The organism is Clavibacter michiganensis (assembly GCF_016907085.1).
In the GTDB taxonomy this organism is placed as follows: domain Bacteria; phylum Actinomycetota; class Actinomycetes; order Actinomycetales; family Microbacteriaceae; genus Clavibacter; species Clavibacter michiganensis_O.
Genome location: NZ_JAFBBJ010000001.1, coordinates 2,053,027 through 2,079,339, shown reverse-complemented (window position 1 = coordinate 2,079,339; position 26,313 = coordinate 2,053,027). Strand labels below are relative to the sequence as shown.

Genomic DNA, 26,313 nt, shown 5'->3' with positions numbered 1-26,313 from the left:
CGGCACGCACGAGGGCCGGGACGCACGCACGCCCCGGCCCCAGGATCGGCCCCCCGATCAGCTCAGCGGGTCACCCCGCGAGCAGCTCTCCGCGGGTCAGCCCCGCCACACCTGGATCACCGACGGACGCGGTCCGCGCCAAGCGCCCTTCGGCGGGGTGGCGCCGGCGGGCACGTAGTCGGGGAAGAACGAGTGCTGCTCGGCGAACGAGCCGTCCTCGCCCGGGTGCTGCACCGCGACGAACACCATGCCCTCGGTGTCGTGCACGACCGGCCCGCAGGTCTCCGCCTCGGTGGGCACGGAGAGGAACTGCTGCACGTGCCCGCGCTCGGCGCCCTCGACGGGGACCTTGAACAGGCCGTCGTTGAGGCCGATGGTGCTCGGGGCGCCGTCGGTGGAGATCCAGAGGTTGCCCTCGGAGTCGAACGCGACGTTGTCCGGGCAGCTGATGGGCGAGACCTTGTCCTTCGGGAAGCCCGCGAAGTAGGTCGACTCGTTCTTCGCCGGGTCGCCCGCGACGAGCAGCAGGTTCCACGTGAAGGTGGTGGATCGGGCGTCGCCGCCGTCCTCGGTGATCTCCACGATGTGGCCGTCGCGGTTGGTGGTCCGCGGGTTCATCTCCGTGGCGCCCTCCTTGCCGGCCTTGCCGCGGTCGGTGTTGTTGGTGCAGGCGACGTAGATCTTGCCGGTGACGGGGCTGGGCTGGACGTCCTCGCAGCGGTCCATCTTCGTGGCGCCGGCCGCGTCGGCGACGAGGCGCGTGTGCACGAGCGCCTCCTCGGTCGAGAAGCCGGGGACCTGGCAGACGCCGTCGACCACCAGCGGGATCCACTCGCCGATGCCGTCGAACTGCCCGTCGGAGGGGAGCTGGCCGGTGCCGGTGATCTCCGCGACGGGCGAGTCGCCCGTGAAGCGCGCCACGTAGAGCGCGCCGCGCGTGAGGAGCTGCTTGTTCTTGCGGCGGTCCTGGCGCGAGGTGCCCACGACCATCGTGTCGTGCGAGACGAACTTGTAGAGGTAGTCGAAGCGCTCGTCGTCGCCCATGTAGGCGGCGACGTGGCCGCTCTTCCCGAGGATGACGTTCGCGCCCTCGTGCTTGAAGCGGCCGAGCGCGGTGTGCTTCACGGGCGCCTCGCCGGGCTCGAACGGGTCGACCTCGACGATCCAGCCGAAGCGGTTCGGCTCGTTCTCGTAGCCGGCGGTGCGGGCGTCGAAGCGCGGGTCGATGGCCTCCCAGCCGCGGGTCGTCGCCTTGTCGGCGAGGCCGTAGCGCTTGTCGGCCGCGGAGGTGCCCGCGGTGCGGAAGTAGCCGTTGAAGTTCTCCTCGCCGGAGAGCACGGTGCCCCACGGGGTGGTGCCGCCGGCGCAGTTGCCGAGCGTGCCGAGGATGCGCGTGCCCTTCGGGTCGTCCTTGGTGCGCAGCGACGCGGATCCGGCGGCCGGGCCGCTCACGGTGAACGGGGTGTCCGCGGTGATGCGGCGGTTGCGGTGGTGGCCGATCGTGTACGTCCACGGCTGGCCGACCGTCTTGCGGCGGAGCGCGACGACGGACATGCCGTGCGAGGCCTTGCCGATGCGGCGCTGCTCGGCGAGCTCGGCGTCGTCCGCGGCGGGCGGGAACATGATGTTCTCGTTCGTGTACTCGTGGTTGGCGACGAGGAGCGCCTCCTTGTTCCGCGAGTTGATCGGGATGATGTCGAGGTAGTCGTTGTTGTAGCCGAACTGGCGCGACGCGAGCTTGGCCGTCTGGTTGTCGGCGTCGAAGTCGTCGGCGTAGCTGAAGAGCGGGTCGCCCCAGCGGATGATCGGCTGCCAGCGGTACCCGGTCGGCACGGTGAACTGGTCGACGGACGCGTCGACGGGCGTGATCGCCGTGAAGGGGAGCGTCGACGCGGCCTGCGCGGCGGCGGCCTCGGCGCCGGGGGCCGCGGCGTTCTGCGCCACGAGGATCGCGAGGGCACCGGCGCCCGCGCCGCCGAGCAGCGTGCGGCGCGAGAGGGCGCGGCCGGCGATGTCGCGGAAGTAGGAGTTGTCGGTGACGTTGGGGACGGGCTTCGTGCACGCGTCGTCGCACTTGAGGTGGCAGGTGACGGTGCTGCGCTTGCCGCGGGCGTGGGGATCCCGGGACAGGATCGGCAGCAGCCGGTGGTGGGTCTCACGGGTGAGGGTCATGTGGGGTCTCCATCGATCTCGGGCGTCTGCTCCGGGCACGGCGGACGCATCACGCTCGAAAGGTATTGGCGCCCCCGGGCACGCCCCCGACGCCGGGGTGGACGCCGGGTGAACCCCGGATGGACGGATCACGCGGGCGTACCGTCGAGGGGCGGCGCGGCCCGGCGCCGCCTCGACCCGAGGAGGACCCCCATGGCCAGGTTCGACACGAAGACCGCTCTCGTGACAGGCGGAGGCAGCGGCATCGGCGCCGCGATCTCCCGCGCGCTCGCCGCGGAGGGCGCGTCGGTCGTCGTCACCGACATCCAGCTGGAGGCGGCCGAGCGCGTCGTCGCCGAGATCGAGGCCGCGGGCGGCACCGCGACCGCGTTCCGCCAGGACACCGCGAAGGCGGCGGACTCCGAGGCCGCGGTCGCGCACGCCGTCGCCACGTACGGCGCGCTCCACCTCGCCGTGAACAACGCCGGCGTCAGCGCGCCGCCGGCCGACATCGGCGACTACGAGATCTCCGCGTGGGACCGCACGCGCGCCATCGACCTCGACGGCGTCTTCTACGGCCTCCGCTACCAGCTGCCCGCGATGGTGGCGGCGGGCGGCGGTGCGGTCGTCAACATGAGCTCGGTGCTCGGATCCGTGGGGCTGGCCCAGAACGCGGCCTACGTCGCGAGCAAGCACGCCCTCGTCGGCCTCACCAAGGTCGCGGCGCTCGAGTACACGGCACGCGGCGTGCGCACCAACGCGGTCGGCCCCGGCTTCATCGACACCCCGCTCGTGCGCTCGTCCCTCTCGGCGGATGCGCTGACGTACCTCGAGGGCCAGCACGCGACCGGCCGCCTCGGCACCGACAAGGAGGTCGCGGCCCTCGTGCTGTTCCTCCTCAGCGACGACGCGTCCTTCATCTCCGGCAGCTACCACCTGGTGGACGGCGGGTACACGGCGCGCTGACCCGCGCCCGGCCGCGCGCGCACCCGCGGCCGTACGCGCGGCGCACGACCGCGGCCGCCCGGCGCGTCGAGACGCCGGGCGGCCGCGGTGCGCGCAGGATGCGCGGCTCAGACGGGCGCGAGGAACGTGAGCTGCGACCCGTCCTCCACGATCAGCGGCCCGAGCGCCGCGTTGAACTCGGCGCCGTACGACGCCCCGATGTGCGCCTGGAACGCGGCCTCGTCGCGGTAGACCTCGTGGACGACGAAGCGCGCTGGATCCTCCACCCGCCGGTACGGCTCGAACACGACGTTGCCCGGCTCGGCGCGCACGAGCTCGGCGAGCTCGGCGATCATGCGCGCCACCCGCTCCTCGTTCCCGGGCAGTGCCGTGAACTCCGCGTACAGCACCGTCGCCGTCATGCGGTCGCCGCGCCCGTCATGATCGCGACCGCATCGGTCATCGAGTGCGACTGCGGCGTGATCGTCGCGGCCTTCTTGCCGAGCCGCTGGATGTGGATCCGGTCGGCCACCTCGAACACCTGCGGCATGTTGTGGCTGATGAGGATCACCGGGATGCCGCGGTCGCGCAGGTTCCGCACCAGCTCCAGAACCTGGTTCGACTCGCGCACGCCGAGCGCCGCGGTGGGCTCGTCGAGCACCACGACCTTCGACCCGAACGCCGCGGCGCGCGCCACCGCGACCGCCTGCCGCTGCCCGCCGGACAGGTTCTCGACCGGCACGGTCACGTCCTGCAGCGTCGAGATGCCGAGCTCGGTCAGCTCCGCCTTGGCCTCGCGGCGCATGCCGGCCGTGTCGAGCATGCGGAAGACCGAGCCGAGGATCCCCTTCTTCCGCTTCTCCCGCCCGAGGTAGAGGTTCGACGCCACGTCGAGCGCGGGCGAGACGGCGAGGTTCTGGTACACCGTCTCGATGCCGGCGGCCCGGGCGTCCTGCGGCCGCTTGAACGACACCGGCTTGCCGTCGAGGAACAGCTCGCCCTCGTCGGGCGTCTCCGCCCCCGTGAGGCACTTGATGAGCGTCGACTTGCCGGCGCCGTTGTCGCCGATGATCGCGAGCACCTCGCCCGGGAACAGCTCGAGGCTGACCCCGTCGAGGCCGACCACGCGGCCGAAGGTCTTCACGAGCCGCTTCGCCTCGAGCACGGGCGTGCGGGTCGGGGCGGGGGCGCTCCCCGCCGGGTCGGTGAGGGTCACTTGCGCACCTTTCGGATCCACTGGTCGACGGAGACCGCCACGATGATGAGGACGCCCACGGCGAGGGTCTGGTAGAGCACGTCCAGCCCGGCGAGCGAGAGCCCGTTGCGGAAGACGCCGACGATGAGCGCGCCGAGGAGGGTGCCCCACACGGTGCCGCGCCCGCCGAACAGGCTCGTGCCGCCGATGACGACCGCGGTGATCGAGTCGAGGTTGAGGTCGGCGCCCGCGTTCGGGCTGGCGGCGTTGCTGCGGCCGATCGCGATCCACGCCCCGACCGCGAGGATCGCCCCCGCCGCGAGGTACACGCTCATGAGCACGCGGTTGACGCTGATGCCCGCGAGACGAGCCGCCTCCTTGTCGTCGCCGACCGCGTACACGTGCCGGCCCCAGGCCGTCTTGCCGAGGATGAAGGCGACCACGACGTACAGCACCAGCATGAGGACCACGCCGAAGCTGATCTTCACTCCCGCGAGGTCGAACGTGCGCCCCGTCCACGAGAGGGCGGCGGGCATGTCCACGCCGCGGATGGTCGCGCCGTTGGAGTAGAGGAGCGTGAGCGCCACGAAGATGTTCAGCGTCCCGAGCGTGACGATGAACGGGGGGAGCCGTAGCCGCGTCACGAGCAGGCCGTTGAACGCGCCGGCCGCGAGGCCCACGACGAGCCCGGCGGCCAGCGCGGCGGGCGCCGGCAGGCCGTTCTGGCTGGCGGTCTGCGCGATCACCATCGAGGTGAGCACCATGACCGCGCCCACCGACAGGTCGATGCCCGCGGTGAGGATGATGAGCGTCTGCGCCACCGCGAGCGTGCCGACCACGGCGACCTGCTGCGTGACGAGCGACAGGTTGGCCGGATCGAGGAAGCGGTCGTTGAGCAGGCCGAACACGATGATCGCGAGGACCAGCACGACGGCGGGGCTGACGGCGGGGTAGCGGTGGAGCACCCCGCGGATCCGGTCGAGGGGCGTGCGCCGGTCGAGGAACTCGTTGGCGAGGTCGAGCGCGGAGGTGGGCGGGTTCGGATCGGCGGTGGTCCGGCTCACGGTCACTCGCCCCAGCACTTCGTCGCGGCGTCGTCGGCCGTGATGCTGTCGAGGCCGTCGACGGGCGTGTCGGTGACGAGCGCGGATCCGGTGTCGAAGAAGTCGAGGCCGGCGCTCGTGGCCGGCTTGGTGCCGTCCTTCGCGAGCTGGGCGATGGCCTCGACGCCGAGCTGCGCCATCTTCACCGGGTACTGCTGCGCCGTGGCGCCGATGACGCCCTCCTTCACGTTCTTGACGCCCGCGCAGCCGCCGTCGACCGAGACGAGGATCACGTCCTTCTCCTTGCCGGCCGCCTGGAGCGCCTGGTACGCGCCGAACGCGGCGGGCTCGTTGATCGTGTAGACGACGTTGATGTCGGGGTCCTTCGACAGCAGCGTCTCCATCGCCGTGCGGCCGCCGTCCTCGGCGCCCTGCGTGGCCTCGTTGCCGACGATCTCGTAGTCGCCGCCGCTGTAGTCGCCGGTCTTCGCCTCGTCGCCGTTCTTGGCCTTGTCCCCGACGTCGATGCCCATGCCGGTGAGGAAGCCCTGGTCGCGGTTGTAGTCGACCGAGATGGCCTTGTCGTCGTACAGGTCGAGGAGGGCGATGGTCGCCTTCTTGCCGCCGAGCTGCGCGGCCGCCCACTTGCCGATGGACTCGCCCGCGGCGAAGTTGTCGGTGGCGAACGTGATGTCGACCGAGTCGGCGGGGTCGGGTGCCGTGTCGAGCGCGATGACGAAGAGGCCGGCGTCGCGGGCCTTCTGGATCGCGTCGAGGACGGACGGGCCGTTGATCGTGATGAGGATGCCCTTGTCGCCCTTCGAGATGGCGTTCTCGATGGCCTGGATCTGGGTGTCCTCGTCGCCGTCCGCCTTGCCGGCGGCGAGCGTGAGGTCGATGCCGTCCTTCGCCGCGGCCTCCTTCGCGCCGTCCTCCATCGCGACGAAGAAGGGGTTGGTGGTCGTCTTCACGATGAGCGAGACGCCGACGTCGCCGGATCCGCCGGATCCGGAGCCGCCGCTGGAGTTGGAGCAGCCGGCGAGCCCGCCCGCGGCGATGAGGGCCGCCGAGCCGAGGGCGATGGTGCGCACGAGGCGCGGGGATCGGTTCGTCATTGATGGATCCTGTCCTTCGGGTGGGAGCGCGCTCCCGACAACGTTGTCAGGTAGAGGTCTACCGGGTGGGACCCGATAAGGTCAAGCCATTGCGCAGAGAGCGAGACCCATTCGTGACACCGTTGTCATCCCCGCCCGATCCGCCGTCTGGCACGCGCCGCCCCACGATGAAGCACGTGGCGCGGCTCGCGGGCGTCGGCATCAAGACCGTGTCGCGCGTGGTCAACGGCGAGCCGAACGTCTCCGCGGAGATGACCGCCCGGGTGCAGGCCGCCGTGGAGCAGCTGCAGTACCAGCCGGATCTGCACGCGGGCAACCTGCGCCGCGCCGACAGGCGCACCAACACGCTCGGCCTCCTCGTCGGCAGCGTGGCCAACCCGTTCTCGGGAGCCGTGCATCGCGCGGTCGAGGAGGTGGCCAAGGAGCGCCGGGTCGCCGTCTTCGCCTCGAGCCTCGACGACGACCCCGAGCGCGAGCGCTCCTCCGTCGACGCGTTCCTGGCACGCCGGGTCGACGGGCTCATCCTCACCACCATCGCGCCCAGCCAGGCCTACCTCGGCGTCGCGGCGTCGCGCGGCACCCCGCTCGTGTTCGTCGACCGCGTGCCCGCCGGGCTCGAGGCCGACTCGGTCATCGTCGACAACGCGGCTGGCATCTCCCGGGCCGTCGCGCACCTCGCCGACCAGGGCCACCGCCGGATCGCGTTCCTCGGCGACCGGCCGGAGATCTTCACGGCCCGGGAGCGCGAGCGCGGCTTCGTGGAGGAGATGCAGCGGCGCGGGCTGCCCGTGGCGCCCGAGCTCGTCCTCGACGGCGCGTGGGACGAGCGCGTGGCGGAGGCGCTCGCGGAGCGACTGCTCGCCCTGCCCGAGCCGCCGACCGCGATCGTCAGCGGGCAGAACCTCATCACCATCGGCGTCATCACGGCCCTCCGGCGGCACGACGCCCACCGGCGCATCGCGCTCGTCGGCTTCGACGACCTGCCGCTGGCGGCCCTGCTGGATCCGGCCGTCACCGTGATCGCGCAGGACCCGTCGGGCATCGGCCACGCCGCCGCCGAGCGCGTCTTCGCCCGGCTCGACGGGGACGCCGGCCCCGCGCAGACCGTCGTCGTCCCCACCACGCTCATCGTCCGAGGCTCAGGAGAGGTCCCCCGCCATGCATGACCAGCCCATCGTCGTCGTCGGCGACGCCCTGATCGACCTCATCCGCGAGGGCGGCGAGGAGACCGCGTTCGTCGGCGGCGCCGCGCTCAACGTCGCCGTCGGCCTCGCGATCCTCGGGCATCGCGTGCAGCTCGTCGCGATGGTCGGCGACGACGCGCACGGCGACCGGATCCGCGCCGAGCTCGACGCGCACGGGGTCGAGCTCATCGCCACCGTCGGCCCGTCGGGGACCTCCGTCGCGGTGAGCGAGCGCGAGGACGGCGAGCCGCACTACTCCTTCAACGAGGCCGCGTGGAACCGGCGCGTGCGCATCGGCGAGGCGGAGCGGGCGGCGCTGGATGCGGCGTCGCTCGTGGTCGTCAGCTGCTTCCCGTACGACGACCACGCGCAGGCCGACGAGCTCCTGGCGGCCGTGCGGGATCCGCGCGAGCGCCTCCTCGTCGACCCGAACCCGCGCGCCGGCATGCTGCACGACGCCGCGCGGTTCCGCGCCGGGTTCGCGCGCGCGGCCGCGGAGTCGCTGCTCGTGAAGATCGGCGACGACGACACGGCGCTGCTCGGCCTGGGCGCGCTGGCCGACGCGCGCGCGGAGCTGCACGCGACCGGCAGCCGCCTCGTGCTGGCGACCGAGGGCGCGCGCGGCGCGTCCGTGCAGCTCGAGGGCGGCGAGGTCGTCACCGCGGGCATCGCGCCGGATCCGCGACCCATCGTCGACACCATGGGCGCCGGCGACGCGTGCCTCGCCGCCGCGGCCGACGCCATCGTGCGCCGGGGTGCGCCGCGGAGCCCTGCGGAGGGCGAGGCGATGCTCCGCACCTGCATGGCGATCGCCGCGGCCACCTGCCGGGAGCACGGCGCGCTGCTGCGGATGCCGACGGCCTGAGGCGCGCAGGCGCGCAGGCTCGCAGGGCGCAGGGCGCAGGGCGCAGGGCGCAGGGCGCAGGGTACCGGTGCGCGGATCCGCGCGGCCCGACCCCCGCGTGCGGCGTAGCGTCGACGCGCACGAATCGATCGAACCGCCGAGCGGACAGCCCTCGGCGGCGGTGCTCGAGCAGGTCATCGCCGTCCTCCGTGACGCGTCTGCCGGCGACACCCCTCCTCGGCAGGCGGCTGCGGGCCCTGCGCCATGCGCCGACGAAGCAGACGAGGAGGATCACCATGGACGACGCACGAACCCTGATCATCGGCGGGACCGGGACGGTCGGCTCGGCCGTCATCGCCGAGGCCCTGCGCAGGGGGATGACCGGGCTGCGGGTCATGAGCCGCGACGCGCGGCGGCTCGAAGACCTCCCCGACGGCGTCGAGGGCGTGGTCGGCGATCTGGGCGACCCCTTCGCCGCGATGCCGGCGTTCGCCGGAGTCGAGCAGGTGTTCCTGGCCCTGACGGGGACGCCCACCGAGCTGTACGAGACGACCGTCGCGGTCAACCATGCCGTGGCGGCGGGCGTCCGCCGGATCGTCTACCTGTCCGTCCAGGACCTCGACCGGGCGCCGCAGGTGCCGCACAACTCGGCGAAGCTCGCGGTGGAGTCCCTCCTCGAGCACAGCGGTGTCGAGGCCTGCTTCCTCCGGGTCAACAACTTCTTCCAGAACGACGTCTGGTACCTCGACGCGATCCGTGACGGCGTGTACCCGCAGCCGCTCGGCGGGACGGGCGTCTCGCGGGTCGACGTGCGCGACATCGCGGAGGTCGCCGTGAGCGCCCTGACCCCGGGGACGGAGCTCGCCGGTCCGATCGACGTGGTCGGCCCGGCCGCGTGGACCGGTGAGGCGACGGCCGTGGCCCTGTCCGAGGCCCTCGGGAGGACGGTGGCGTACGGGGGAGACGACCAGGTGGCGTGGCGCGAGGCGTCCCTCGCCTCCATGCCGTCCTGGCTGGTCTACGACTACGAGCGCATGTACTCCGGCTTCCAGCGGGACGGGCTCATCGGGAGCCCCGGGGCCATCGCGCGTCTCCGCGGCATCCTCGGGCACGCGCCCCGCGCGTACGAGGACTACGTGCGGGAGCTGCTCGGGCCCGTCTCCTAGCGGGACCCGGCCAGCATGCCGATCACGGCGGCGTCCGGGCGTCGCGTCAGCGGATCCCGCTGCGGGCGAACCCCTGCACGAAGTAGCGCTGGAAGACCAGGAACAGCACCACCATCGGCGCCACGTTGATGAGTGCGAACGCCATCGTGCCGCCGTAGTCGGAGCCGAACTGGCCCTGCAGGTAGAGCAGGCCGATCGGCAGCGTGAAGAGCTCGTTCTGCTTGAGCGCGATGAGCGGCCAGGAGAAGTCGTTCCACGTCGACAGCAGGCTCATGAAGAAGAGCACCGCGAGCAGCGGCTTGGACAGCGGCAGGACGATGCTGCGGAGGATGCGCAGGTGGCTCGCGCCATCGATGCGCGCGGCCTCGATGAGCTCCGTCGGGATCCCGAGGATGGACTGGCGCGCGAGGAACAGCCCGAAGGCGCTCGCTGCGGTCGGCAGGATGACGGCCCAGTACGTGCCGTAGAGGTCGAGGCCGGTGACGAGCGTGAACAGCGGCACCATGATCACCTGCACCGGGATCATGAGCGTCGCGAGCGCGACGAGGAACACGGCGTTGGATCCGCGGAACCTCAGCCGCGCGAACGCGTATCCGCCCAGCACGTTGATGGTCACGGTGATGAGCGCGACCACGAGGGCGATCGCGGTCGAGTTCCCGAACCAGGTGGCGACGGGGAAGGAGTCGAGCACGCGCTCGAAGTTCGCCGTCGTGAGGGTCGTCGGGAAGATGCGCAGCGCCCCGCCGAGGAGGTCGGCGCGCGTGGAGAAGGCGACGACGACCATCCAGTACAGCGGGAACAGGATGATCAGCGAGACGACGACGGCGGCGAGGAGCCGCAGCGCGCGGAGGCGGCGTTCGCGGGCGCGGCGGGCGCCGGGGCGGGTGAGGGGCGCGTCGGGAGCGGTCCGCGCGCGGCGGACCTCCTGCTCCACGGGCGCGACGGGTGCGGTGGTCATGGCGCGGCTCTCAATCCACGAGGTCCCGGGAGCGGCTGGAGTACCAGCGCACCACCGTGAAGGCGAGCATGACGGCGAGCAGCACGACGCCGATGGCGGCCGCGTAGCCCTGGTCGCGCGTCACGAAGCCCTGGTCGTAGGCGTACGTGACGATGACGCTGGTGGCGTTGCCCGGCCCGCCGCCCGTCATCACGAAGACCAGATCGAAGACCTGGAACGAGTAGATGACGTTGAGGATCAGCAGGAAGAACGACGACGGGCCCACGAGCGGCACCGTGAGGTACCGGAAGCGCTGCCAGCCGCCCGCGCCGTCGAGCCGACCGGCCTCGTAGACGCCCGCGTCGACGGACTGCAGGCCCGCAAGGTAGATGAGCATGTTGAAGCCGACGCGCCACCACAGCGTGATGAGCACGATCGAGACGAACGCCGCCGTCCCGTCCGACTGCCACGGCACACCCGGCAGGCCGACCGCGCGCACGAGCTTGTCGATGAGCCCGCTGTTCTCGTCGAACAGGAGCACGCCGATGAGCGCGGTCGCGACGCCCGAGATCGCCATCGGGACGATGAGGATCGAGCGGAAGAGCCCGCGCGCCGGCAGCACCGAGTTGAGCAGCACGGCGGCGCCGAGGCCGAGGCCCATCGACAGCGGGGTGACGATCACGGTGAAGAGCACGGTGTTGGCCGCCGAGCGCCAGAACACGGGATCGGACACGAGCCGCTGGTAGTTGTCGAGGCCCGTGAACGTGCCGCCGCCGAAGCCGTCGGTGCGCTGGAGGCTCACGAACACGGCCCAGACGAGCGGTACGAGCACGAAGAGCGTGAGCATGAACAGGTTCGGCGTGAGGAGCATCCACGCGACCGCCGCCTCGCCGCGGGAGCGCGAACGGGACCCCGGCCGCTGCGGGCGGGGCGTCGACCTCCCGGCGTCCGTCCCCCGGCCGACGGGTGGGGTCGCGCGGGGCGCGACCCCGGGTGCCGCCGTCATCAGCCCGCCTGGACGGCCGACGCGATGCCCGTGCTGAGCGCCGCCACGACGTCGTCCGTGCTCGCGTCGCTCGTGAACGCCTTCTCGAGCTCGTCCTGCAGCACCGTGATGATGCGCGACATCGATGGCGAGGCGACCTGCCCCGAGTCCGACGCCTGCACGGTGCTGGCCTGGCCGACGTAGACGGGCGCCAGCTCCGGGCGCACGGCGAACTCGATCCCCGAGTCGATGAGGTCCTGCCGCGTGGGAAGCAGCGACGCGCCCTCGCAGAAGGCGCGCATGGCGTCCTCCTGGGTGAGGAAGTCCAGGAAGGCGGCGGCCAGCTCGGGATCCGCCGTGTCCTTGGTCACGACGAGGGCGTTGCCGCCGAAGTCGCTCGCGGCGCGCACGTCGCGCGGCGCGAAGGTCGCGCCCCACTCGAAGTCGAGCGTGTCGGTGGCGTCCGGGATGGAGAAGGCGCCCGAGAAGACCATGGCCGTGGTCTGCGCGTACCAGCTGTCCTGCGCGTAGGTGGAGGACTTGATCGTGTCGTTGTCCGGCACGTAGCCCTTGGCGAAGAAGGCGCGCGTGAAGTCGACGGCCTTGCGCGCGGCGTCGGAGTCGATGGCCGCGTCGGACAGGTCCTCGGTGAGGAAGCGACCGTCGGCCTCGAACAGCCAGGTGAGCCAGCGCGTGACCCCGTTGCCCTGCCAGTTGTAGGCGAACGGGTACTGGTCAGCGGGGAGGGACGCGCGCAGCTGCGCGGCGACCGCGTCGAACTCCTCCCACGTCCAGGCATCCTCGAGTGCGGTGGGGATGTCCGTGACACCGGCGGCGTCCAGGAGCGCCTTGTTGTAGAGGATCGCCGTGGTGTCGGTGTGGTGCGGGATGCCGAAGGGGGAGCCCTCGTTCTGCACGGCCGCCCACGCGCCGCGCGTGAAGCGGTCGCCGAAGTCGCCGTCGAGGTGGTCGCTCAGGTCGAGGAGCTGGCCGCGTCCCGCGTAGCTGCCGAACGTGTAGTACGGCACGCGGAAGACGTCCGGCGGGTTGCCGGCCTGGAGCTGCGCGTCGATGTTCGTGAACATCTGCTCGTACGGGACTGCGTTGAGCGCGACGGTGGATCCGGGGTTGGCGTCCTGGAACCGGGAGATCTGGTCGCGGAAGCCGGCCAGCTCGGAGTCGGTGCCCCAGGTCGTGAAGGTGAGGGTGCCGGCGGCGGCGGACGTCGCGGGCTTGCTGAAGCCGGCGCAGCCGGCGAGGAGCGCGGTGAGCGACACGGCGCCGGTGGCGGTGAGGAAGCGTCGGCGGTCGAGTTCCATGGGTTTCCTTTCCGATGGGGCATCGCCCGAGTCGACGCGATGTACCGCCACTGAATACCCCAGGCGAGGGAACCGGGGCGCCCTCGGATGCATCCGTCAGATCTGCTGTCCGTTCAGCGTCCGAGCGCCAGGAAGAGCGCGGCGAGGCCGGCGCACGCGGTGAGGGCGGCCACGAGCGCCGGGAGCGCGCCGCCGGGGAGGCCGGTGCCGGGGTCGACGGATCCCGCGGTGAGGATCCGGTGCACGCGCCGGTAGCGGAGGTGCGCGGTCGTGAGCACGGCGAGGGCGGCGATGACACCGGCCGCGGCGACCACCAGGCCGGCCGCGCCGAGGAGCGTGGGGAGCACGCGCAGCCCGAGCAGGGAACCGGCGACCAGCGCCAGCGCCGTCCGCCGCCACGCGAGCGCCGTCCGCTCGGGCTGGAGGCCGGGGTCGGACGGGCGGGCAGTCGGATCCGGGGCGCTCACGCCGTCAGCACGCCCAGCAGCACGAGCATCCCGGCCGCGACCACGGCGATCCCGAGCGGAAGCGACAGCGCGGCCGACGGCAGCGGGCGGTCGCGGCGGAGGGCGCGCTCGGTGCGCATCCAGCCGATCCACGCCTGCGCGGGCGCGGCGATGCCGGTGACGATCAGCACGATCGAGGCCGCGAGCCGGAAGCCCGGCTGCAGGCCGAGCCCCAGCGCCTCGAGCGCGACGCCGCCGGCGATCAGGGCGAGCGAGGTGCGGATCCACGCGAGGAACGTGCGCTCGTTCGCGAGCGTGAAGCGCACGTCGGGCTCGGCGCCCTCGCGGTAGACGCTCCGCGGGAAGCGGCGGTCGCTCGGCGCCGAGCCGGGGTCGGGGGCGGTCATGCGGCGGGATCCAGGGACCGGTCGGCCGGGGCGCGCGAGGGCATGCCGCCATCCTGGCCGACCGCGCCGACCGCCGTGTCGATCCGCGCCCGGTGCCGCCGCTCGATCGCCTGGCCCGCGTACGACGCCGCGACGATGAGCGCCGCGCCGGCAGCGCCGACCGGCCCGATCGCCTCCCCGGCCACGACCACGCCCACCAGCAGCGCCCACACCGGCTCGGTGCCCATGAGGATGCTCGCGCGCGACGCGGACGTCCGCCGCACGGCCCACAGCTGCACCGCGAACGCGAACAGCGAGCACAGCACCCCGAGGAAGAGGACGCCGGCCCAGCCGCGGGCGTCGAGCGAGGCTGCCGCCGCGGGCAGGTCGGGCCCCGCCATCGCGGAGAACAGGGCCGCGCACACGGCCATCTGCACGAGGACCACGCCGAGGGATCCCTCGCTCCGCCCGCGCGTGAGGCGCCCGCTCGCGGTGACGTGCACGGCCCGCACGACCGCCGCGGCGATCACGAGCCCGTCGCCCGGCGTCGGCGCGCGCAGGCCGCCCTCGGAGACGAGCAGCGCGACGCCGACCACGGCCGCGACGGCCGCGACGAAGTACGACCGCGGCAGCCAGGACCGCGACGCGGCGCCCTCGAGCACGGGCGTCATCACGAGCGCCAGGCTGATGAGGAGACCCGCGTTGGTCGCGCTCGTCAGGTGCACGCCCCACGTCTCCAGCCCGATGACCGCGGCCTGCGAGCAGCCGAGCGCCGCCGCGATCAGGAGGCCGCGACCGCGCGGCAGGCGCTCGCGCCGGGCCACGCAGACCAGCCCGGTCGCGGCCGCCGCGACGAGGAAGCGCAGCGCGACCGCCGCCGGCACGCCCGTCTCCGCCGCGAGGTCCTTGGCCGCGAGGAAGCTCGCGCCCCACACGGCCGCGACCGCCAGGAGCAGCAGGTCGACGACGGGTGCGGGGCGGATGCGGGATGCCATGCCCTCACTGTCCGGCAGGCGACCCGGAAGATCGACGGGCATCGTCTTCATCGATGCGTTAGCCGCGGCTCATGCGTGAGACAGTGCAGCATGGATCCCGCTCGCCTCCGCCTCCTCCGCGAGCTCGGCGACCGGGGCAGCGTCGCGGCCGTGGCGGTCGCGATGCACGTGAGCGCGTCCGCCGTCTCGCAGCAGCTCGCCGCGCTGCAGGCCGGCGTGCCCGTGCCGCTGACCGTCAAGCGCGGACGGCGCCTGGTGCTCACCGAGGCGGGGGAGGCGCTCGCCGCGGCGTCGACGCGCGTGGACGAGGCGCTCGCCGCCGCCCGCGACGCCGTCGGGTCGTTCCTCGCGCAGGACGACCGGGCCGTCCGCGTGTCCGCGTTCCACAGTGCCGGGCTCGCGCTCTTCGGACCGCTGCTCGCCGAGCTGGCCGGCGCCGGGGGATCGGGCACGCGCGTCGCGCTCGCGGACGCCGACGTGGCGCAGGGCGACTTCGCGGGCCTCACCGCGGATCACGACCTCGTCGTCGCGCACCGCCTCCCGCACGATCCGCCGTGGCCGACCGCCCGGCTCGTGGTCGTGCCGCTCCTGCTGGAGCCGCTCGACGTCGCGCTGCACGCCGGGCATCCGCTCGCGTCGTCCGCGGGCATCACGCCGGAGATGCTGCGCGACGAGCGGTGGATCTCCACCCATGCCGGATTCCCGCTCGCGGGCGTGCTCGACCACCTCGGGGCGCTGATCGGGCAGGCGCCGCGCGTCGTCCACCGCGTCAACGAGTTCTCGGTGGCGGCCCAGATCGTGCGGGCCGGCGACGCGATCGCCGTGATGCCGCGCACGACCGGCGCCCCGCTCGCGGTCGACGGGATGGTGCTGCGCCCGGTCGTCGGCCCGACCCTCGTGCGGCACGTCGACGTGCTCGCCCGGCCGGACGCGCTCGCGCAGGCGCCCGTCCGCGTGGTGCTGGCGGCGCTGCGGAAGGTGGCGGACGCCGCGGCCGAGGCCGCCGAGCGGGGCGGCGCGGCCTGACGCGGCGCACGCCCGTGGGGCCCGGCCTCAGCCGCCGATGCCCTCGAGCTCCGCGAGCGCGTCCTCGGGCAGCCGGATCCGCGCGCCCGCCACGTTCTCCCGCAGGTGCTCCACCGACGACGTGCCCGCGATGACCAGCACGTTCGGCGACCGCTGCAGGAGCCAGGCGAGCGCGACCGGCAGCGGCGCTGAGCCGAGCGAGGCGGCGACTCGGGCGAGCACCTCCGACTGCAGCGGCGAGAACCCGCCGAGCGGGAAGTACGGCACGTACGCGATGCCGTCGGCGGCCAGCTCGTCGATGAGCGCGTCGTCGTCGCGCCGGGCGAGGTTGTAGTGGTTCTGCACGCTGACGATCGGCGCGATCCCGCGGGCCTCGGCCACCTGCGCGGGGCTGACGTTGCTCACGCCGAGGTGGCGGATCAGCCCCTCCTGCTGCAGCTCGGCCAGGGCCGTGAACGGCTCCTCGATGGATCCGTCGGTCGGGCTGTCGAAGGCGCCGACGCGGAGGTTCACGACGTCGAGCACGTCGAGCGTCAGGTGCGTGAGGTTGTCGTACACGGCCTGGCGGAGCTCGGCCGCGGAGAGCGCCTGCGGCCAGCGGCCCTTCTCGTCGCGCAGGGATCCGACCTTGGTCACGATGTGCAGGCGCTCCGGGTACGGGAACAGCGCCTCCTCGATGATCGCGTTCGTGTGGCCGGGTCCGTAGAAGTCGGCCGTGTCGATGTGCGTGATCCCGAGCGCGACCGCCTCGCGCAGCACGGCGCGGGCGGCATCGGGATCCGCGGGCGGCCCGAACACGCGCGGCCCCGCGAGCTGCATGGCGCCGTAGCCGAAGCGCGTGACGGTGAGGTCGTCGGCGAGGGGGAAGAGCCCTCCGGGCAGGTCGGTGGACATGGCGATCCTCTCGGGTGGCGGGCGTGGACCCACTCTCCCGCGGCCGTCGCGCGGCGCGCCCGCACTCGCAGGAGCCCGTGAGCGGATCCGCCCGCACCGGCCCTAGGAGGAGGGGACGGGGCCCGGCGCCGCCTGCGCCGCCGGGTGCGCCCGCCGCGTCGCCAGCACGCGCGAGAACACGAGCACGAGGAGGCCGGCCGCCGGGATGAAGATCAGGCCGAAGCGGAGCGACGAGGCGTCCGCGATGGCGCCGACGACGGGCGGCGAGATGAGGAAGCCGAGCCGCAGCAGCCAGCCGACGATGGTGAGGCCGGTGCCGGGCTTGAAGCCGGGGAGCTCGTCCGCGGCCTGCATGGCGGCCGGGATGAGGGTCGCGACGCCGAAGCCCGCGATGCCGAAGCCGATGATCGTGCCGACGACGCTCGGGAACGCGAGCGCGGCGCCCATGCCGACGAGCACGAGGACGCCACCGAGGCGGGCGACGGCGCGCTGGCCGAAGCGGTCGACCATGCGGTCGCCGAGCATCCGGCCGATGAACTGCATGCCCTGCAGCGAGATGAAGCCGAGGCCCGCGACGAAGGCCGACGAACCGAGGTCGCGCGAGAGGTAGATGGCCGACCAGGTGCTGCCGGCGTCCTCGACGATGGCGCCGCCGGACGCGATGATCACGAGTGCGAGCAGCACGCCGTACTTCGCCACGAGGCCGAGCGCGCGCGGGGAGGCGGCGCGCGCGACGTCGCCTTCGGGATCCGGCGCGTGCGCGTGCGCGGCGCCGCCTTCGCCGGGCTCCGGCTCGGGTCCCTTCAGCAGCCACAGCAGCGAGACGACCGCGAACGCGCTGAACAGCACGGCCGAGATGGAGAGGTGCACGATCAGCGGCATCCGGATCTGCGCGGCCGCCGCGCCCATGAGCCCGCCCGCCACCGCGCCGATGGACCACACCGCGTGGAACGAGTTGATGATCGACCGCCCGTACAGCCGCTGCACCCGCAGCGCGTGCGAGTTCTGCGCGACGTCGGTGATGGAGTCCATGGCGCCCGCGAGGAACAGGGCGCCCGCGAGCACGAGCCAGCCGGGCGCGAGGCCGGCCAGGAGGATCCCGACGGAGGCCACCACGGTCGCCGCGACCGCCACGCGCGCCGACCGGTACCGGCGGATGAGCACGCCCGCCGCGAGCCCGGCGATGAGCGCGCCGAGCGGCGACGCGGCGACGGCTGCGCCGAACTCGACGTTGGTCAGCCCGAGCTCCGCCTTGATCGACGGGTAGCGCGGCAGCAGGTTCGCGAAGATCGCGCCGTTGGTGAAGAAGAGGATGCCGACGGCGACGCGCGCGCGGCGGACGTCGCGGGTCGGGGCGGGCGTGCGCGACAGCGTCGGCGCGGACGGGGAGGGCATCGTCGGTCTCTCTCTGGCCGGGTGGCGCCGTGGCGCGGTGCGGGTCGGCGCCGGATCCCCCGGCTGCCGGAACCAGCCTAGGGTCGGCGGGACACGAGCGGGGACGTGTCCTCGGTGATGTCCATGACGAGGTCCATGAGCGGCACGAGCCGGGCGCTCACCTCGTGGCCGAGCTCGGTGAGCCGGTAGTCGACCCGCGGCGGGATGGTGGGCTGGGCCTCGCGGAGGACGAGCCCGTCGTCGGCGAGCGTGCGCAGCGTGGAGGCGAGCATCTTCTCGCTGATGCCCTCCACCTCGCGCCGCAGCTCGCCCCAGCGGCGCGACCGCTCGCCGAGCGCGAGCAGCACGAGCACGCCCCACTTGCTCGTGATGTGGTCGAGCAGGATGCGCGACGGGCAGTTCGCGGGGTAGCGGCCCTCGGTCACGCCGGGTCGGTCGCGGGTCACCCGGAAGCTCATCTGCGTCACATCACACAACTTACCAGAAAGTGGGTACCCCACTGTGGGAAGGTACTCGGCGGCGGGGCCGTTGTCCCCGGCAGCACCGCACACCATCGACTCGAAAGGCATCCCATGACCATCGTCGTCACCGCCGCCACCGGCCGCCTCGGATCGCGCATCGTCGCGTCCCTCCTCGCCCGCGGCGCCGCCGCATCCGACGTGCTCGCCACCGCGCGCCGCCCCGAGGCCCTCGCCGACCTCGCCGCGCAGGGCGTCCGCACCGCGCGCCTCGAGTACACCGACGCCGAGAGCGTGAAGGCCGCAATTAAGCCCGGCGACACCCTCGTGCTCGTCTCGGGCAGCGAGGTCGGCCAGCGCGTGCCGCAGCACACCACCGTCATCGAGGCCGCGAAGGCCGCGGGCGTGGGCCGGATCCTCTACACGAGCGTCCTCCGCGCCTCCACCACCGAGCTCTTCATCGCGGGCGAGCACAAGGCCACCGAGGAGGTGCTCGCCGCCTCGGGCGTCCCCGTCACGCTGCTCCGCAACGGCTGGTACACCGAGAACTACGCGGGCACCGTCGACTCCGTCAAGCAGTCCGGCGCGCTCCTCACGAGCGCGGGCGACGGCCGCGTCGCGAGCGCCACCATCGCCGACTTCGCCGAGGCCACCGCGGTCGCCGCCCTCGACGATTCGCTCGCCGGCCAGACCCTCGAGCTCGCGGGCGACGAGCGCTGGACCCAGGACGACCTCGCCGAGGCGATCTCCGGCATCCTCGGCCAGCCCGTCCCCGTCTCGCAGGTCTCCGCGGAGGAGCACGCGCGGATCCTCGGCGGCGCCGGCCTCGACGAGGGCACCGTCGGCTTCGTCGTCGGCCTCGACGCCGCCACGCGCGCGGGCCAGCTCGACGACGAGACGGGCGACCTCGCGCGCCTCCTCGGCCGTCCCACCACCTCGCTCGCCGACGGCCTCCGTCAGGCGGTCGCGGGGGCCTGATCCCGCCCGGATCCGCGCCCGAGGCGGATCCGCACGCCACGACGGCCCGTCCCCTCGCGGGGGCGGGCCATCGTCGTCTGCGCGCCGTCAGCCCAGCGCGTCCTTCATCCGCGCGATCTCGTCCGGGCCGACCCGGCAGCAGCCGCCCACGAGGCTCGCTCCCGCCCGGATCCACGCGTCGACGGCCGGCAGGGCCGGGTCGCCGCGCCAGCCCCGCGCGACGGCGTCCCAGCGCTCGCCGGAGTTCGGGTAGACGACGACCGGCCGGTCGGTCACGCTCCGGGCCGCGGCGATCGCGGCCGGCACCTCCTCCGGATGCGCGCAGTTGATCCCGACGGCCACGACCTCGTCGGCCTCCTCCGCGAGCCGGAACCCCTCGGCCATCGGCTCGCCCGAGCGCAGGCGCCCACCCGCGATCGTGAAGGCGAGCCACGCGGACGCGCCCGAGCCGCGCGCGAGGTCCACGAGCGCGCGGCCCTCGTCGAGGCTCGGGATCGTCTCGCAGGCGAGGAGGTCGGCGCCCGCGTCGGCGAGCACGGCGAAGCGCGGGGCATGCCAGCGGCGGAGCCCGGCGCGCGTGAGGCCGCTGGAGCCCGCGTACTCGGAGCCGTCGCCGAGCGTCGCGCCGTACGGACCGACGGACGCGGCGATCCACCGGTCACGGTCCGCCCCTGCGGCGTCCTCGCGCGCGACCTCGTCCCGGGCCTCGGCCGCGAGCCGTACGCTCGCGCGCAGGAGCTCCTCGGTGTCGGCGGTGCTCAGCCCGCGCGCCGCGAACGCCGCGAAGCCCACCTGGTACGAGGCCGTGATCGCGACATCGGCCCCCGCGCGGAAGAACTCGGCGTGCGCCGCCCGCACCGCGTCCGGCTCGTCGGCGAGCACGCGGGCGCTCCACAGCGGATCCGACAGGTCGTGCCCGTGCGCCTCCAGCAGCGTGCCGAGCCCGCCGTCGAGCACCAGCGGGCGGTCGGGGAGCGGCAGCGGGCGGGTCATGCGCACATCCTGCCGGAGCCCGGTGGCGGATCCGCGGTCCGCGACGCCCGGCGACATGTCCGTCCGTCTCCGCCGCGTGCCCAGGCGCCCGCGAGCCGCCCGCGTCCCGGGTACCGTGGACGCGACGGTGGGAGTCCCGATGAAGGATGACGACGACGTCGACCTGGTGATCGACGCGTGGGGCGCCGCCATGCCCGACGTCGACTTCGCGCCGCTGGACGTGGTGTCCCGGCTGCGGCGCCTGCTGCCGCAGATGCAGCGGATCCGCGAGGGCGCGTTCGCCGCCGAGGGCCTCACGACGAGCGAGTTCGAGTTCCTCTCCGTGCTCCGCCAGCAGGGCGACGCCGGGCTCACGCGCGCCGGCCTCGCCGAGCGCCTCGGCACCGACACCGGCAGCCTGGTGCACCGGGTGAACCGGCTGACCGCGCGCTCCTTCATCACGCGCGAGGAGGATCCGGCGGGCGGTCGCAGCCGGCTCGTGGTGCTCACGCCGTTCGGCATCGAGCGCGTCGACCGGGCGATGCGCCGCCTCGTGGCCGACGAGGACGAGGTGCTCGCCGACCTCAGCCGCGAGCAGATCGCGACGCTCATCGACAGCCTGCGCGTCATCGCGCGGACGACCGAGCGGATGCGCGCGCGCCGCTCCTCCTGATCCGGTCCCGCCGTCGGGCGCGTCGCGCGCGCCGGAGCACGATGGAGGGATGGTCGACTCCACGAACATTCCGCCCGCCGTCCTCTTCGACATCGACGAGACCCTCATCCACACGGGCGGCTCCGGCGCCCGCAGCTGGGCGATGGCGTTCCGCGACCTGCACGACGTCGCGGCCGACATCGGCGAGCACTCGTCGGCGGGGGAGACGGATCCCCAGGTCGGCACGGCGACCTTCCGCGGCGTGATGGGCCGGGACCCGGAGCCCGCCGAGCTCGCGCACCTCTACGCCTCCTACCTCCGCCACCTCGCCGACGACATCCGCGTCTCCGAGGGCTACCGCGTGCTCGACGGCGCCGAGGCGCTGCTCGCCCGGCTCGCCGACGCGGGCGTCGTGCTCGGCGTCGTCTCCGGCGCGATGGAGGGCGCGGCCCGCACCAAGATGGAGCCCGCCCGGCTCGGCCGGTTCTTCGTGTTCGGCGCGTACGGATCCGACTCGCCCGACCGCGTCGACGTCGTCCGCCGCGCGATCGCGACCGCCGGCACCCTCCGCGGTGCCGCGCCCGCCCGCGCCGAGGTGCTCGTCGTCGGCGACACCCCGAACGACATCACCTCCGCGCACGACGCGGGCGCGACCGCGGTCGGCGTCGCGAGCGGCCACTACTCGGCCGACGAGCTGCGCGACGCGGGGGCGGATCTGGTGCTCGACTCCCTCGAGGACCCGGCGCTGGAGCGGCTGCTCGGGCTCTGAGCCCGAGCCGGCGGCGACCGCTAGCCCGCGGCCTCGACCGCCGCGGCCTCCTCGCGCGTGAGCGCCTCGAGCGCCGCGCACGCGTCGACGCGCGTGGCCTCGATGTGCCGGCGCGCGAGATCCGCCGCCCGCTCGCCCTCGCGTCGTTCGACCAGCGCCAGCAGCTCGCGGTGGTCGGCGAGGGAGTCGGGCCGGCGCGCGCTCGCGGCGGGCAGGTAGTGGAAGCGCACGCGCTTCGACATCGACTCGACCACCTGCGCGAGCGTGGCGTTGTGCGCGGCCGCGGCGAGGGCCACGTGGAAGTCGTAGTTGAGGCGCGCGAGGTCGGCCGGGTCCTGGGTGCGCTCCTGCAGGTGGATCACGCGCTCGAGCTCGCGGAGGTCGTCGGCCGTGCGGCGCCCCGCGGCGAGCTCGACGGCCCGCGGCTCCACCAGCGCGCGCGCCTCGAAGAGGTCCACCAGCTCGGACAGCACGCGCGGCCGCACCGACATGCCCTCGTGCGCGCGGTGCACCACCCAGCCGTCGGCCTCGAGCGCTCGCAGCGCCTCGCGCACCGGGATGTGGCTCGTGCCCATCCGCTGGGCGACCTCGTCGGCCTTCACGCGGGATCCGGGGGCGATGACGCCGCCGAGGATCTCCTCCTCGAGCAGCACCCGCACGCGCTCCGCGGCGCCGAGACGGGCGGGGACGAGCGCGGGGGAGGGCATGCCCCGATTATAGGATCCGCGATCCGGCGGTCACCCAGGTGCGTTTCACATCCCGGAAACACCGCAGAAACGCACGTGAGCGACACCGATGTTCCTATAGGACGCAGCCGGATCCCCCGCCGGCATCACCCGATCCCAGGAGATCCCATGTCGCATCCCGCCGCCCCGCCGGTCGCGCGCCCCGCCACCCCCGCCGATCCGGATCCCGCCGACCGCCCCGCCTTCTCGGAGTACGAGTCGGAGCCCGTCCCGCCGCACGCCCGCCGCCGCACCTCCTCGGTCGCCGCCGTGTGGCTCGGCTTCCCGATGATCCTCACCTGCGCGGTGTTCGGCGGCCTGGTCGTCCACTCGCTCGGCTTCTGGCCGGGCATGGGCGCCATCGCGGTCGGGACGCTCGTCCTCATGGTCTACGTCGGGGCGCTGAGCTACCTGGCCGGGCGCAGCGGCGAGAGCTTCGCGCTCATGGCCATGCGCACGTTCGGGGCGAAGGGGTACGTCGTGCCGGCGGCCTTCCTCGCCACCGTGGTCATCGGCTGGTTCGCCTTCCAGACCGGGCTCACCGGATCCACCCTCCACGGCAGCCTCGGCTGGGACCAGACGGGCACCACGCTCGTGGCCGGCCTCCTCTTCGTCGCGGTCACGCTGCTCGGGATCCGCGCGCTCTCCTGGATCGGCGTGGTCGCCGCTCCTCTCTATCTCGTGCTCGGCGCTGTCGCCGTCGTCATCGTCGCGACGCGGCCGGGCGGCGCGGAGCTGCAGACGGCACCCGCGGCGGGAGCGGGCGCGCTCAGCTTCGGCGCGGCCGTGACCCTCGTCGTCGCGCTGTTCGCGGACTCGGGCACCATGACCGCCGACTTCACCCGCTGGGCCCGCTCGGGCCGGCAGGCCGTGCTCGCGACCCTCGCCGCGTTCCCGTTCGGCAACGCCGTGGCGCTCGTGGTCGGCGGCCTCGTCGTCGCGCTGGGCGGCGCCGCGGAGCCGGGCACGGCGGGCGGCGACTTCCTCGGGATCCTCGTCGCGCAGGGCGGCGCGCTCGTGCCGCTCGCCGTGCTGTTCGTGGTGGTGAACCTCGGATCCGTGTGCGCCCACTGCCTCTACAACGGCGCCGTCGGCTGGAGCCAGCTCACCGGGATGCGCATGCGCCGCACGACGCTCGTGCTCGGCGCGGTGGGCGTCGTCCTCGCGGTCGCCGGCATCTGGTCGTACTTCGAGACCTGGCTCAACCTGCTGGGCGTGATCGTGCCGCCGATCGGCGCCGTGCTCATCGTCGACCAGCTGCTGCTCGCGCCGCGGCGGGCGGCGGCCGGATCCGTCGTCGCGCACGGCGCCTGGCGCGCCCCCGCCTTCGTCGGCTGGGCGGTCGGCGCCGTCGTCGCGCTGATCGCGCACGCGTACGCCGACTTCCTCTCGACGGCCGTCGTCGGCATGGTCGTCGGCGCGGTCGTGCTCGTCGTCGCGGACGCCGCGGGACGCGTGCGCGCCCCGCTCGGCGCGGCCGTCGAGGCGGGGGAGGCCCGCTCGTGAGCGCGGTCACCGTGCCCGCGACCGTCGCCGGCACTACGGCCGTCGCGGCGGATCCCTACGCCTGGCCCTACGACGGCGCCGTCGACGTCGCCCGCACCGCGGTGGTCTGCATCGACTGGCAGGTCGACTTCTGCGGCGTCGGCGGCTACGTCGACCGCATGGGCTACGACCTCGCGCTCACCCGCGCGGGCCTCGCGCCCACGGCCCGGCTGCTCGAGCGCGTGCGCGAGCTCGGCATGACCGTGATCCACACCCGCGAGGGCCACCGCCCCGACCTCTCCGACCTGCCCGCGAACAAGCGCTGGCGGTCGGAGCGCGCGGGCGCCGAGATCGGCAGCGTCGGCCCGTGCGGGCGGATCCTCGTGCGCGGCGAGCCCGGCTGGGAGATCGTCCCCGAGGTGGCCCCGCTCGACGGCGAGCCCGTGATCGACAAGCCGGGCAAGGGCGCCTTCTACGCGACCGACCTCGACCTGGTGCTGCGGGCGCGCGGCATCGACCGCCTGATCCTCACGGGCATCACGACCGACGTGTGCGTCTCCACGACCATGCGCGAGGCGAACGACCGCGGCTACGAGTGCCTGGTGCTGTCGGACTGCACGGGCGCCACGGATCCGGCGAACCACGTGGCGGCGCTCCGGATGGTCACGATGCAGGGCGGCGTGTTCGGCGCCGTCGCGACGTCCGACGCCGTGCTCGACGCCCTCGCTCAGGCGGTGCCGCTCTCCTGACCGGCGGGCGCCGCCGCGTGCGGGTCGAGCACGCGCGCGCCCAGCGCGGGGCGCACCGGACGCGGCGCGGTCCGCCGGGCGCGGGCGATCCCGGCCCCGGGGATCCCGTCCACCTCCACGGCGCCCAGCCGGACCAGCCGCACGACGGCCACCGCCAGGAGCGCGATCTCCGCGAGGTCGCGCAGCGTGATCACCCCGACCATCACCGGGACCACGTAGACGAGCAGCGTGTACGCGTACGGGAAGACGAGCTGCGTGAGCGCGGCCACGACCAGCCCCAGGCGCGCCGCGAGGGCCGTGCCGGGGGCGTGGCGGTCGTGCACGAGCATCACGATGATCGGCACGGCGAACCACGACACGTACTGCGGCGAGCCGACCTTGTTCGTCACGATGAGCGCCGCCACCAGCGCGAGCGACAACGGCCCGATCAGCGCGGCGGGGGAGGCGCCGCGGTGGTGGGCGCGGATCCCGAGCAGCGTCACGACGAGCACGACGCCCAGCATGATCGGCGTGAGCGCGGCCGCGACCGCGTCCACCCCGGGGCCCGAGACCTGGAACGTGATGAGGGCCGCGTCGTGGTAGACGCGGTACCGGTCGTCGCCCGCGACGATGAGCCACAGGTGGTACAGCGCGGCGGTCGACTCGACCTGCAGCCCGCGGCCGGTCTGCTCGCCCACGAAGCCCAGCACGTTCGCGCCGCTGCCGAGGGCGAGGGATCCGGCGACGACGACGGCCGTGGTGCCGAGCGCGGCGACGACGACCTTGCCGCGCGCGAGCCCGCGGCGGGCGATGACGCCGGTGAGCAGCAGCGCTGCCGGCCACACCTTGACCCAGGCTCCGACGGTGAGGAGCGCGGAGGCCAGGGCGGGCCGGGTCGCGAGCACGAGCAGGCCGGCGAGGGCGAGCGGCACGGTGACCGCGTCGATCCGCCCGAGCGAGATGGGCCCGAGCGCGACGAGGAAGCCGAGCCACCAGGCGGCGGGAGCGAGGCCCCGTCCGCGGCGGATGCGGAGCAGCAGGGCGAACGCGGCGGCGTCGAGCGACGTCACCAGCGCGAGCCACACCGTGCCGTAGAACGCGGTGCCGCCGACGAGCGAGATGAGCATGGGCACGGCCGCGAGGATCGGGTACACCCACGGCAGGTCGACGCCCACCCGGCCGCCGCCCGCCATCCCCTCCTGCATCCAGACGCGGTAGACGTCCGTCACGTCGGTGAGCGCCGAGGTGGGGCCGATCAGGTTGAGCGTGATGAGCCAGAGATGGCAGAGCGCGAACGCCAGCCACGGACGCGACATGATGCCCCGGGCCGGCGGGCGGACGGCGTGCGCGGCGAGGGACGCGTCCGCGGTCACCGGGCGGCGCCCTCTCGGCGCGCAGGCGGGTGCATGTCGGGTGGTTCTCCTGCGGTCGGGACGGACGGGGACGCGGCCCGCGGCGGCCGGAGCCCGGCTCGCGGACGCCCGTCCGGCGGGCGGTGCACCCGCGATGCTAGGACACGG

Annotated in this window: 27 protein-coding genes; 10 read left to right on the top strand and 17 right to left on the bottom strand. The window is 73.8% G+C overall.

What is annotated here, in order from left to right:
* Nucleotides 1-96: 96 nt before the first annotated feature.
* The gene (locus JOE38_RS09650; RefSeq protein WP_204576041.1) at nucleotides 97-2,172 is read right to left on the bottom strand and encodes a PhoX family protein; all 2,076 of its coding nucleotides are present in this window, start codon (nucleotides 2,170-2,172) and stop codon (nucleotides 97-99) included.
* A 192-nt stretch (nucleotides 2,173-2,364) separates the two neighbouring features.
* Between JOE38_RS09650 and JOE38_RS09645 the strand changes: the two genes are divergently transcribed.
* Nucleotides 2,365-3,117: an SDR family NAD(P)-dependent oxidoreductase gene (locus tag JOE38_RS09645; RefSeq protein ID WP_204576039.1), complete on the top strand. Its 753-nt coding sequence runs from the start codon at nucleotides 2,365-2,367 to the stop codon at nucleotides 3,115-3,117.
* A 107-nt stretch (nucleotides 3,118-3,224) separates the two neighbouring features.
* On the opposite strand, the gene JOE38_RS09640 is transcribed toward JOE38_RS09645, so the two are convergent.
* Genes JOE38_RS09640 through JOE38_RS09625 form a run of 4 tightly spaced genes read right to left on the bottom strand, consistent with a single transcriptional unit; the run spans nucleotide 3,225 to nucleotide 6,449 of the window.
* Complete coding sequence (locus JOE38_RS09640) at nucleotides 3,225-3,518, bottom strand: putative quinol monooxygenase (RefSeq protein ID WP_204576036.1); 294 nt, start codon at nucleotides 3,516-3,518, stop codon at nucleotides 3,225-3,227.
* Complete coding sequence (locus JOE38_RS09635) at nucleotides 3,515-4,312, bottom strand: ATP-binding cassette domain-containing protein (RefSeq protein WP_043583835.1); 798 nt, start codon at nucleotides 4,310-4,312, stop codon at nucleotides 3,515-3,517. Before JOE38_RS09635 ends, JOE38_RS09640 begins: the two co-directional genes overlap by 4 nt.
* Complete coding sequence (locus tag JOE38_RS09630) at nucleotides 4,309-5,355, bottom strand: ABC transporter permease (RefSeq protein WP_204576035.1); 1,047 nt, start codon at nucleotides 5,353-5,355, stop codon at nucleotides 4,309-4,311. Before JOE38_RS09630 ends, JOE38_RS09635 begins: the two co-directional genes overlap by 4 nt.
* 2 nt (nucleotides 5,356-5,357) lie before the next feature.
* On the bottom strand, nucleotides 5,358-6,449 hold the full coding sequence (locus JOE38_RS09625) for a substrate-binding domain-containing protein (protein WP_204576033.1): 1,092 nt from the start codon (nucleotides 6,447-6,449) through the stop codon (nucleotides 5,358-5,360).
* 167 nt (nucleotides 6,450-6,616) lie between these two features.
* On the opposite strand from JOE38_RS09625, the gene JOE38_RS09620 reads away from it, so the two are divergent.
* From JOE38_RS09620 to JOE38_RS09610, 3 genes are all read left to right on the top strand, one after another.
* Nucleotides 6,617-7,615 (top strand): LacI family DNA-binding transcriptional regulator, encoded by a 999-nt coding sequence (locus JOE38_RS09620; RefSeq protein WP_239544798.1) that lies wholly within the window; start codon nucleotides 6,617-6,619, stop codon nucleotides 7,613-7,615.
* On the top strand, nucleotides 7,608-8,498 hold the full coding sequence (locus JOE38_RS09615) for a carbohydrate kinase family protein (RefSeq protein ID WP_204576029.1): 891 nt from the start codon (nucleotides 7,608-7,610) through the stop codon (nucleotides 8,496-8,498). Before JOE38_RS09620 ends, JOE38_RS09615 begins: the two co-directional genes overlap by 8 nt.
* A gap of 275 nt (nucleotides 8,499-8,773) precedes the next feature.
* Nucleotides 8,774-9,643, top strand: a complete 870-nt coding sequence (locus JOE38_RS09610; RefSeq protein WP_204576027.1) for an SDR family oxidoreductase — start codon at nucleotides 8,774-8,776, stop codon at nucleotides 9,641-9,643.
* Between the two features lie 46 nt (nucleotides 9,644-9,689).
* On the opposite strand, the gene JOE38_RS09605 is transcribed toward JOE38_RS09610, so the two are convergent.
* From JOE38_RS09605 to JOE38_RS09580, 6 genes are all read right to left on the bottom strand, one after another.
* Nucleotides 9,690-10,601 carry a carbohydrate ABC transporter permease gene (locus tag JOE38_RS09605; protein ID WP_081840891.1) on the bottom strand — a complete coding sequence of 304 codons (912 nt, stop codon included), beginning with the start codon at nucleotides 10,599-10,601 and terminating at the stop codon, nucleotides 9,690-9,692.
* Nucleotides 10,602-10,611: 10 nt separating this feature from the next.
* The gene (locus JOE38_RS09600) at nucleotides 10,612-11,451 is read right to left on the bottom strand and encodes a carbohydrate ABC transporter permease (RefSeq protein ID WP_204576025.1); all 840 of its coding nucleotides are present in this window, start codon (nucleotides 11,449-11,451) and stop codon (nucleotides 10,612-10,614) included.
* Between the two features lie 134 nt (nucleotides 11,452-11,585).
* On the bottom strand, nucleotides 11,586-12,884 hold the full coding sequence (locus tag JOE38_RS09595) for an ABC transporter substrate-binding protein (protein ID WP_239544797.1): 1,299 nt from the start codon (nucleotides 12,882-12,884) through the stop codon (nucleotides 11,586-11,588).
* A gap of 113 nt (nucleotides 12,885-12,997) precedes the next feature.
* Entirely contained in the window at nucleotides 12,998-13,351 is a 354-nt protein-coding gene (locus tag JOE38_RS09590; protein ID WP_204576023.1) for a DUF202 domain-containing protein, read from the bottom strand.
* Nucleotides 13,348-13,737 carry a YidH family protein gene (locus JOE38_RS09585; protein ID WP_204576022.1) on the bottom strand — a complete coding sequence of 130 codons (390 nt, stop codon included), beginning with the start codon at nucleotides 13,735-13,737 and terminating at the stop codon, nucleotides 13,348-13,350. The genes JOE38_RS09590 and JOE38_RS09585 overlap by 4 nt, the downstream gene beginning before the upstream one ends.
* Nucleotides 13,734-14,711, bottom strand: coding sequence for a DMT family transporter (locus JOE38_RS09580; protein ID WP_204576020.1), 978 nt, complete (start codon nucleotides 14,709-14,711; stop codon nucleotides 13,734-13,736). The genes JOE38_RS09585 and JOE38_RS09580 overlap by 4 nt, the downstream gene beginning before the upstream one ends.
* A gap of 90 nt (nucleotides 14,712-14,801) precedes the next feature.
* On the opposite strand from JOE38_RS09580, the gene JOE38_RS09575 reads away from it, so the two are divergent.
* Nucleotides 14,802-15,737, top strand: coding sequence for a LysR family transcriptional regulator (locus JOE38_RS09575; protein WP_204576018.1), 936 nt, complete (start codon nucleotides 14,802-14,804; stop codon nucleotides 15,735-15,737).
* A gap of 27 nt (nucleotides 15,738-15,764) precedes the next feature.
* On the opposite strand, the gene JOE38_RS09570 is transcribed toward JOE38_RS09575, so the two are convergent.
* The 3 genes from JOE38_RS09570 to JOE38_RS09560 all read right to left on the bottom strand — a co-directional run bounded on the left by JOE38_RS09570 (nucleotide 15,765) and on the right by JOE38_RS09560 (nucleotide 18,484).
* Nucleotides 15,765-16,631, bottom strand: a complete 867-nt coding sequence (locus JOE38_RS09570) for an aldo/keto reductase family oxidoreductase (protein WP_204576016.1) — start codon at nucleotides 16,629-16,631, stop codon at nucleotides 15,765-15,767.
* 102 nt (nucleotides 16,632-16,733) lie between these two features.
* Nucleotides 16,734-18,026 (bottom strand): MFS transporter, encoded by a 1,293-nt coding sequence (locus JOE38_RS09565; protein WP_204576014.1) that lies wholly within the window; start codon nucleotides 18,024-18,026, stop codon nucleotides 16,734-16,736.
* Nucleotides 18,027-18,103: 77 nt separating this feature from the next.
* Nucleotides 18,104-18,484 (bottom strand): winged helix-turn-helix transcriptional regulator, encoded by a 381-nt coding sequence (locus JOE38_RS09560; protein WP_204577170.1) that lies wholly within the window; start codon nucleotides 18,482-18,484, stop codon nucleotides 18,104-18,106.
* 114 nt (nucleotides 18,485-18,598) lie between these two features.
* On the opposite strand from JOE38_RS09560, the gene JOE38_RS09555 reads away from it, so the two are divergent.
* Nucleotides 18,599-19,462, top strand: coding sequence for an SDR family oxidoreductase (locus JOE38_RS09555; RefSeq protein ID WP_204576012.1), 864 nt, complete (start codon nucleotides 18,599-18,601; stop codon nucleotides 19,460-19,462).
* Nucleotides 19,463-19,549: 87 nt separating this feature from the next.
* Here JOE38_RS09555 and mmuM read toward each other — a convergent pair whose 3' ends face one another.
* On the bottom strand, nucleotides 19,550-20,455 hold the full coding sequence (gene mmuM / locus JOE38_RS09550) for a homocysteine S-methyltransferase (RefSeq protein ID WP_204576010.1): 906 nt from the start codon (nucleotides 20,453-20,455) through the stop codon (nucleotides 19,550-19,552).
* A gap of 139 nt (nucleotides 20,456-20,594) precedes the next feature.
* Between mmuM and JOE38_RS09545 the strand changes: the two genes are divergently transcribed.
* Together JOE38_RS09545 and JOE38_RS09540 are read left to right on the top strand one after the other, a co-directional pair.
* On the top strand, nucleotides 20,595-21,107 hold the full coding sequence (locus tag JOE38_RS09545) for a MarR family winged helix-turn-helix transcriptional regulator (protein WP_086521745.1): 513 nt from the start codon (nucleotides 20,595-20,597) through the stop codon (nucleotides 21,105-21,107).
* A 49-nt stretch (nucleotides 21,108-21,156) separates the two neighbouring features.
* Complete coding sequence (locus JOE38_RS09540; protein WP_204576008.1) at nucleotides 21,157-21,855, top strand: HAD family hydrolase; 699 nt, start codon at nucleotides 21,157-21,159, stop codon at nucleotides 21,853-21,855.
* 20 nt (nucleotides 21,856-21,875) lie between these two features.
* On the opposite strand, the gene JOE38_RS09535 is transcribed toward JOE38_RS09540, so the two are convergent.
* Nucleotides 21,876-22,562 carry a GntR family transcriptional regulator gene (locus JOE38_RS09535; protein ID WP_204576006.1) on the bottom strand — a complete coding sequence of 229 codons (687 nt, stop codon included), beginning with the start codon at nucleotides 22,560-22,562 and terminating at the stop codon, nucleotides 21,876-21,878.
* A gap of 147 nt (nucleotides 22,563-22,709) precedes the next feature.
* Between JOE38_RS09535 and JOE38_RS09530 the strand changes: the two genes are divergently transcribed.
* Both JOE38_RS09530 and biuH read left to right on the top strand, forming a co-directional pair.
* The gene (locus JOE38_RS09530; protein ID WP_204576004.1) at nucleotides 22,710-24,086 is read left to right on the top strand and encodes a cytosine permease; all 1,377 of its coding nucleotides are present in this window, start codon (nucleotides 22,710-22,712) and stop codon (nucleotides 24,084-24,086) included.
* The gene (biuH, locus tag JOE38_RS09525) at nucleotides 24,083-24,814 is read left to right on the top strand and encodes a biuret amidohydrolase (RefSeq protein ID WP_204576002.1); all 732 of its coding nucleotides are present in this window, start codon (nucleotides 24,083-24,085) and stop codon (nucleotides 24,812-24,814) included. Before JOE38_RS09530 ends, biuH begins: the two co-directional genes overlap by 4 nt.
* On the opposite strand, the gene JOE38_RS09520 is transcribed toward biuH, so the two are convergent.
* Nucleotides 24,793-26,166 (bottom strand): glycosyltransferase 87 family protein, encoded by a 1,374-nt coding sequence (locus tag JOE38_RS09520; RefSeq protein WP_204576000.1) that lies wholly within the window; start codon nucleotides 26,164-26,166, stop codon nucleotides 24,793-24,795. The two genes, biuH and JOE38_RS09520, sit on opposite strands and share 22 nt — an antisense overlap.
* Nucleotides 26,167-26,313: the final 147 nt, after the last annotated feature.

Excerpts from the sequence above, each read along its gene's own strand:
- JOE38_RS09650 (WP_204576041.1), bottom strand. The coding sequence starts at position 2,172 with ATGACCCTCACCCGTGAGACCCACCACCGGCTGCTGCCGATCCTGTCC.
- JOE38_RS09645 (WP_204576039.1), top strand. The coding sequence starts at position 2,365 with ATGGCCAGGTTCGACACGAAGACCGCTCTCGTGACAGGCGGAGGCAGC.
- JOE38_RS09640 (WP_204576036.1), bottom strand. The coding sequence starts at position 3,518 with ATGACGGCGACGGTGCTGTACGCGGAGTTCACGGCACTGCCCGGGAAC.
- JOE38_RS09625 (WP_204576033.1), bottom strand. The coding sequence starts at position 6,449 with ATGACGAACCGATCCCCGCGCCTCGTGCGCACCATCGCCCTCGGCTCG.
- JOE38_RS09620 (WP_239544798.1), top strand. The coding sequence starts at position 6,617 with ATGAAGCACGTGGCGCGGCTCGCGGGCGTCGGCATCAAGACCGTGTCG.
- JOE38_RS09615 (WP_204576029.1), top strand. The coding sequence starts at position 7,608 with ATGCATGACCAGCCCATCGTCGTCGTCGGCGACGCCCTGATCGACCTC.
- JOE38_RS09610 (WP_204576027.1), top strand. The coding sequence starts at position 8,774 with ATGGACGACGCACGAACCCTGATCATCGGCGGGACCGGGACGGTCGGC.
- JOE38_RS09605 (WP_081840891.1), bottom strand. The coding sequence starts at position 10,601 with ATGACCACCGCACCCGTCGCGCCCGTGGAGCAGGAGGTCCGCCGCGCG.
- JOE38_RS09600 (WP_204576025.1), bottom strand. The coding sequence starts at position 11,451 with ATGCTCCTCACGCCGAACCTGTTCATGCTCACGCTCTTCGTGCTCGTA.
- JOE38_RS09595 (WP_239544797.1), bottom strand. The coding sequence starts at position 12,884 with ATGGAACTCGACCGCCGACGCTTCCTCACCGCCACCGGCGCCGTGTCG.
- JOE38_RS09585 (WP_204576022.1), bottom strand. The coding sequence starts at position 13,737 with ATGACCGCCCCCGACCCCGGCTCGGCGCCGAGCGACCGCCGCTTCCCG.
- JOE38_RS09580 (WP_204576020.1), bottom strand. The coding sequence starts at position 14,711 with ATGGCATCCCGCATCCGCCCCGCACCCGTCGTCGACCTGCTGCTCCTG.
- JOE38_RS09575 (WP_204576018.1), top strand. The coding sequence starts at position 14,802 with ATGGATCCCGCTCGCCTCCGCCTCCTCCGCGAGCTCGGCGACCGGGGC.
- JOE38_RS09570 (WP_204576016.1), bottom strand. The coding sequence starts at position 16,631 with ATGTCCACCGACCTGCCCGGAGGGCTCTTCCCCCTCGCCGACGACCTC.
- JOE38_RS09565 (WP_204576014.1), bottom strand. The coding sequence starts at position 18,026 with ATGCCCTCCCCGTCCGCGCCGACGCTGTCGCGCACGCCCGCCCCGACC.
- JOE38_RS09560 (WP_204577170.1), bottom strand. The coding sequence starts at position 18,484 with ATGAGCTTCCGGGTGACCCGCGACCGACCCGGCGTGACCGAGGGCCGC.
- JOE38_RS09555 (WP_204576012.1), top strand. The coding sequence starts at position 18,599 with ATGACCATCGTCGTCACCGCCGCCACCGGCCGCCTCGGATCGCGCATC.
- mmuM (WP_204576010.1), bottom strand. The coding sequence starts at position 20,455 with ATGACCCGCCCGCTGCCGCTCCCCGACCGCCCGCTGGTGCTCGACGGC.
- JOE38_RS09545 (WP_086521745.1), top strand. The coding sequence starts at position 20,595 with ATGAAGGATGACGACGACGTCGACCTGGTGATCGACGCGTGGGGCGCC.
- JOE38_RS09540 (WP_204576008.1), top strand. The coding sequence starts at position 21,157 with ATGGTCGACTCCACGAACATTCCGCCCGCCGTCCTCTTCGACATCGAC.
- JOE38_RS09535 (WP_204576006.1), bottom strand. The coding sequence starts at position 22,562 with ATGCCCTCCCCCGCGCTCGTCCCCGCCCGTCTCGGCGCCGCGGAGCGC.
- JOE38_RS09530 (WP_204576004.1), top strand. The coding sequence starts at position 22,710 with ATGTCGCATCCCGCCGCCCCGCCGGTCGCGCGCCCCGCCACCCCCGCC.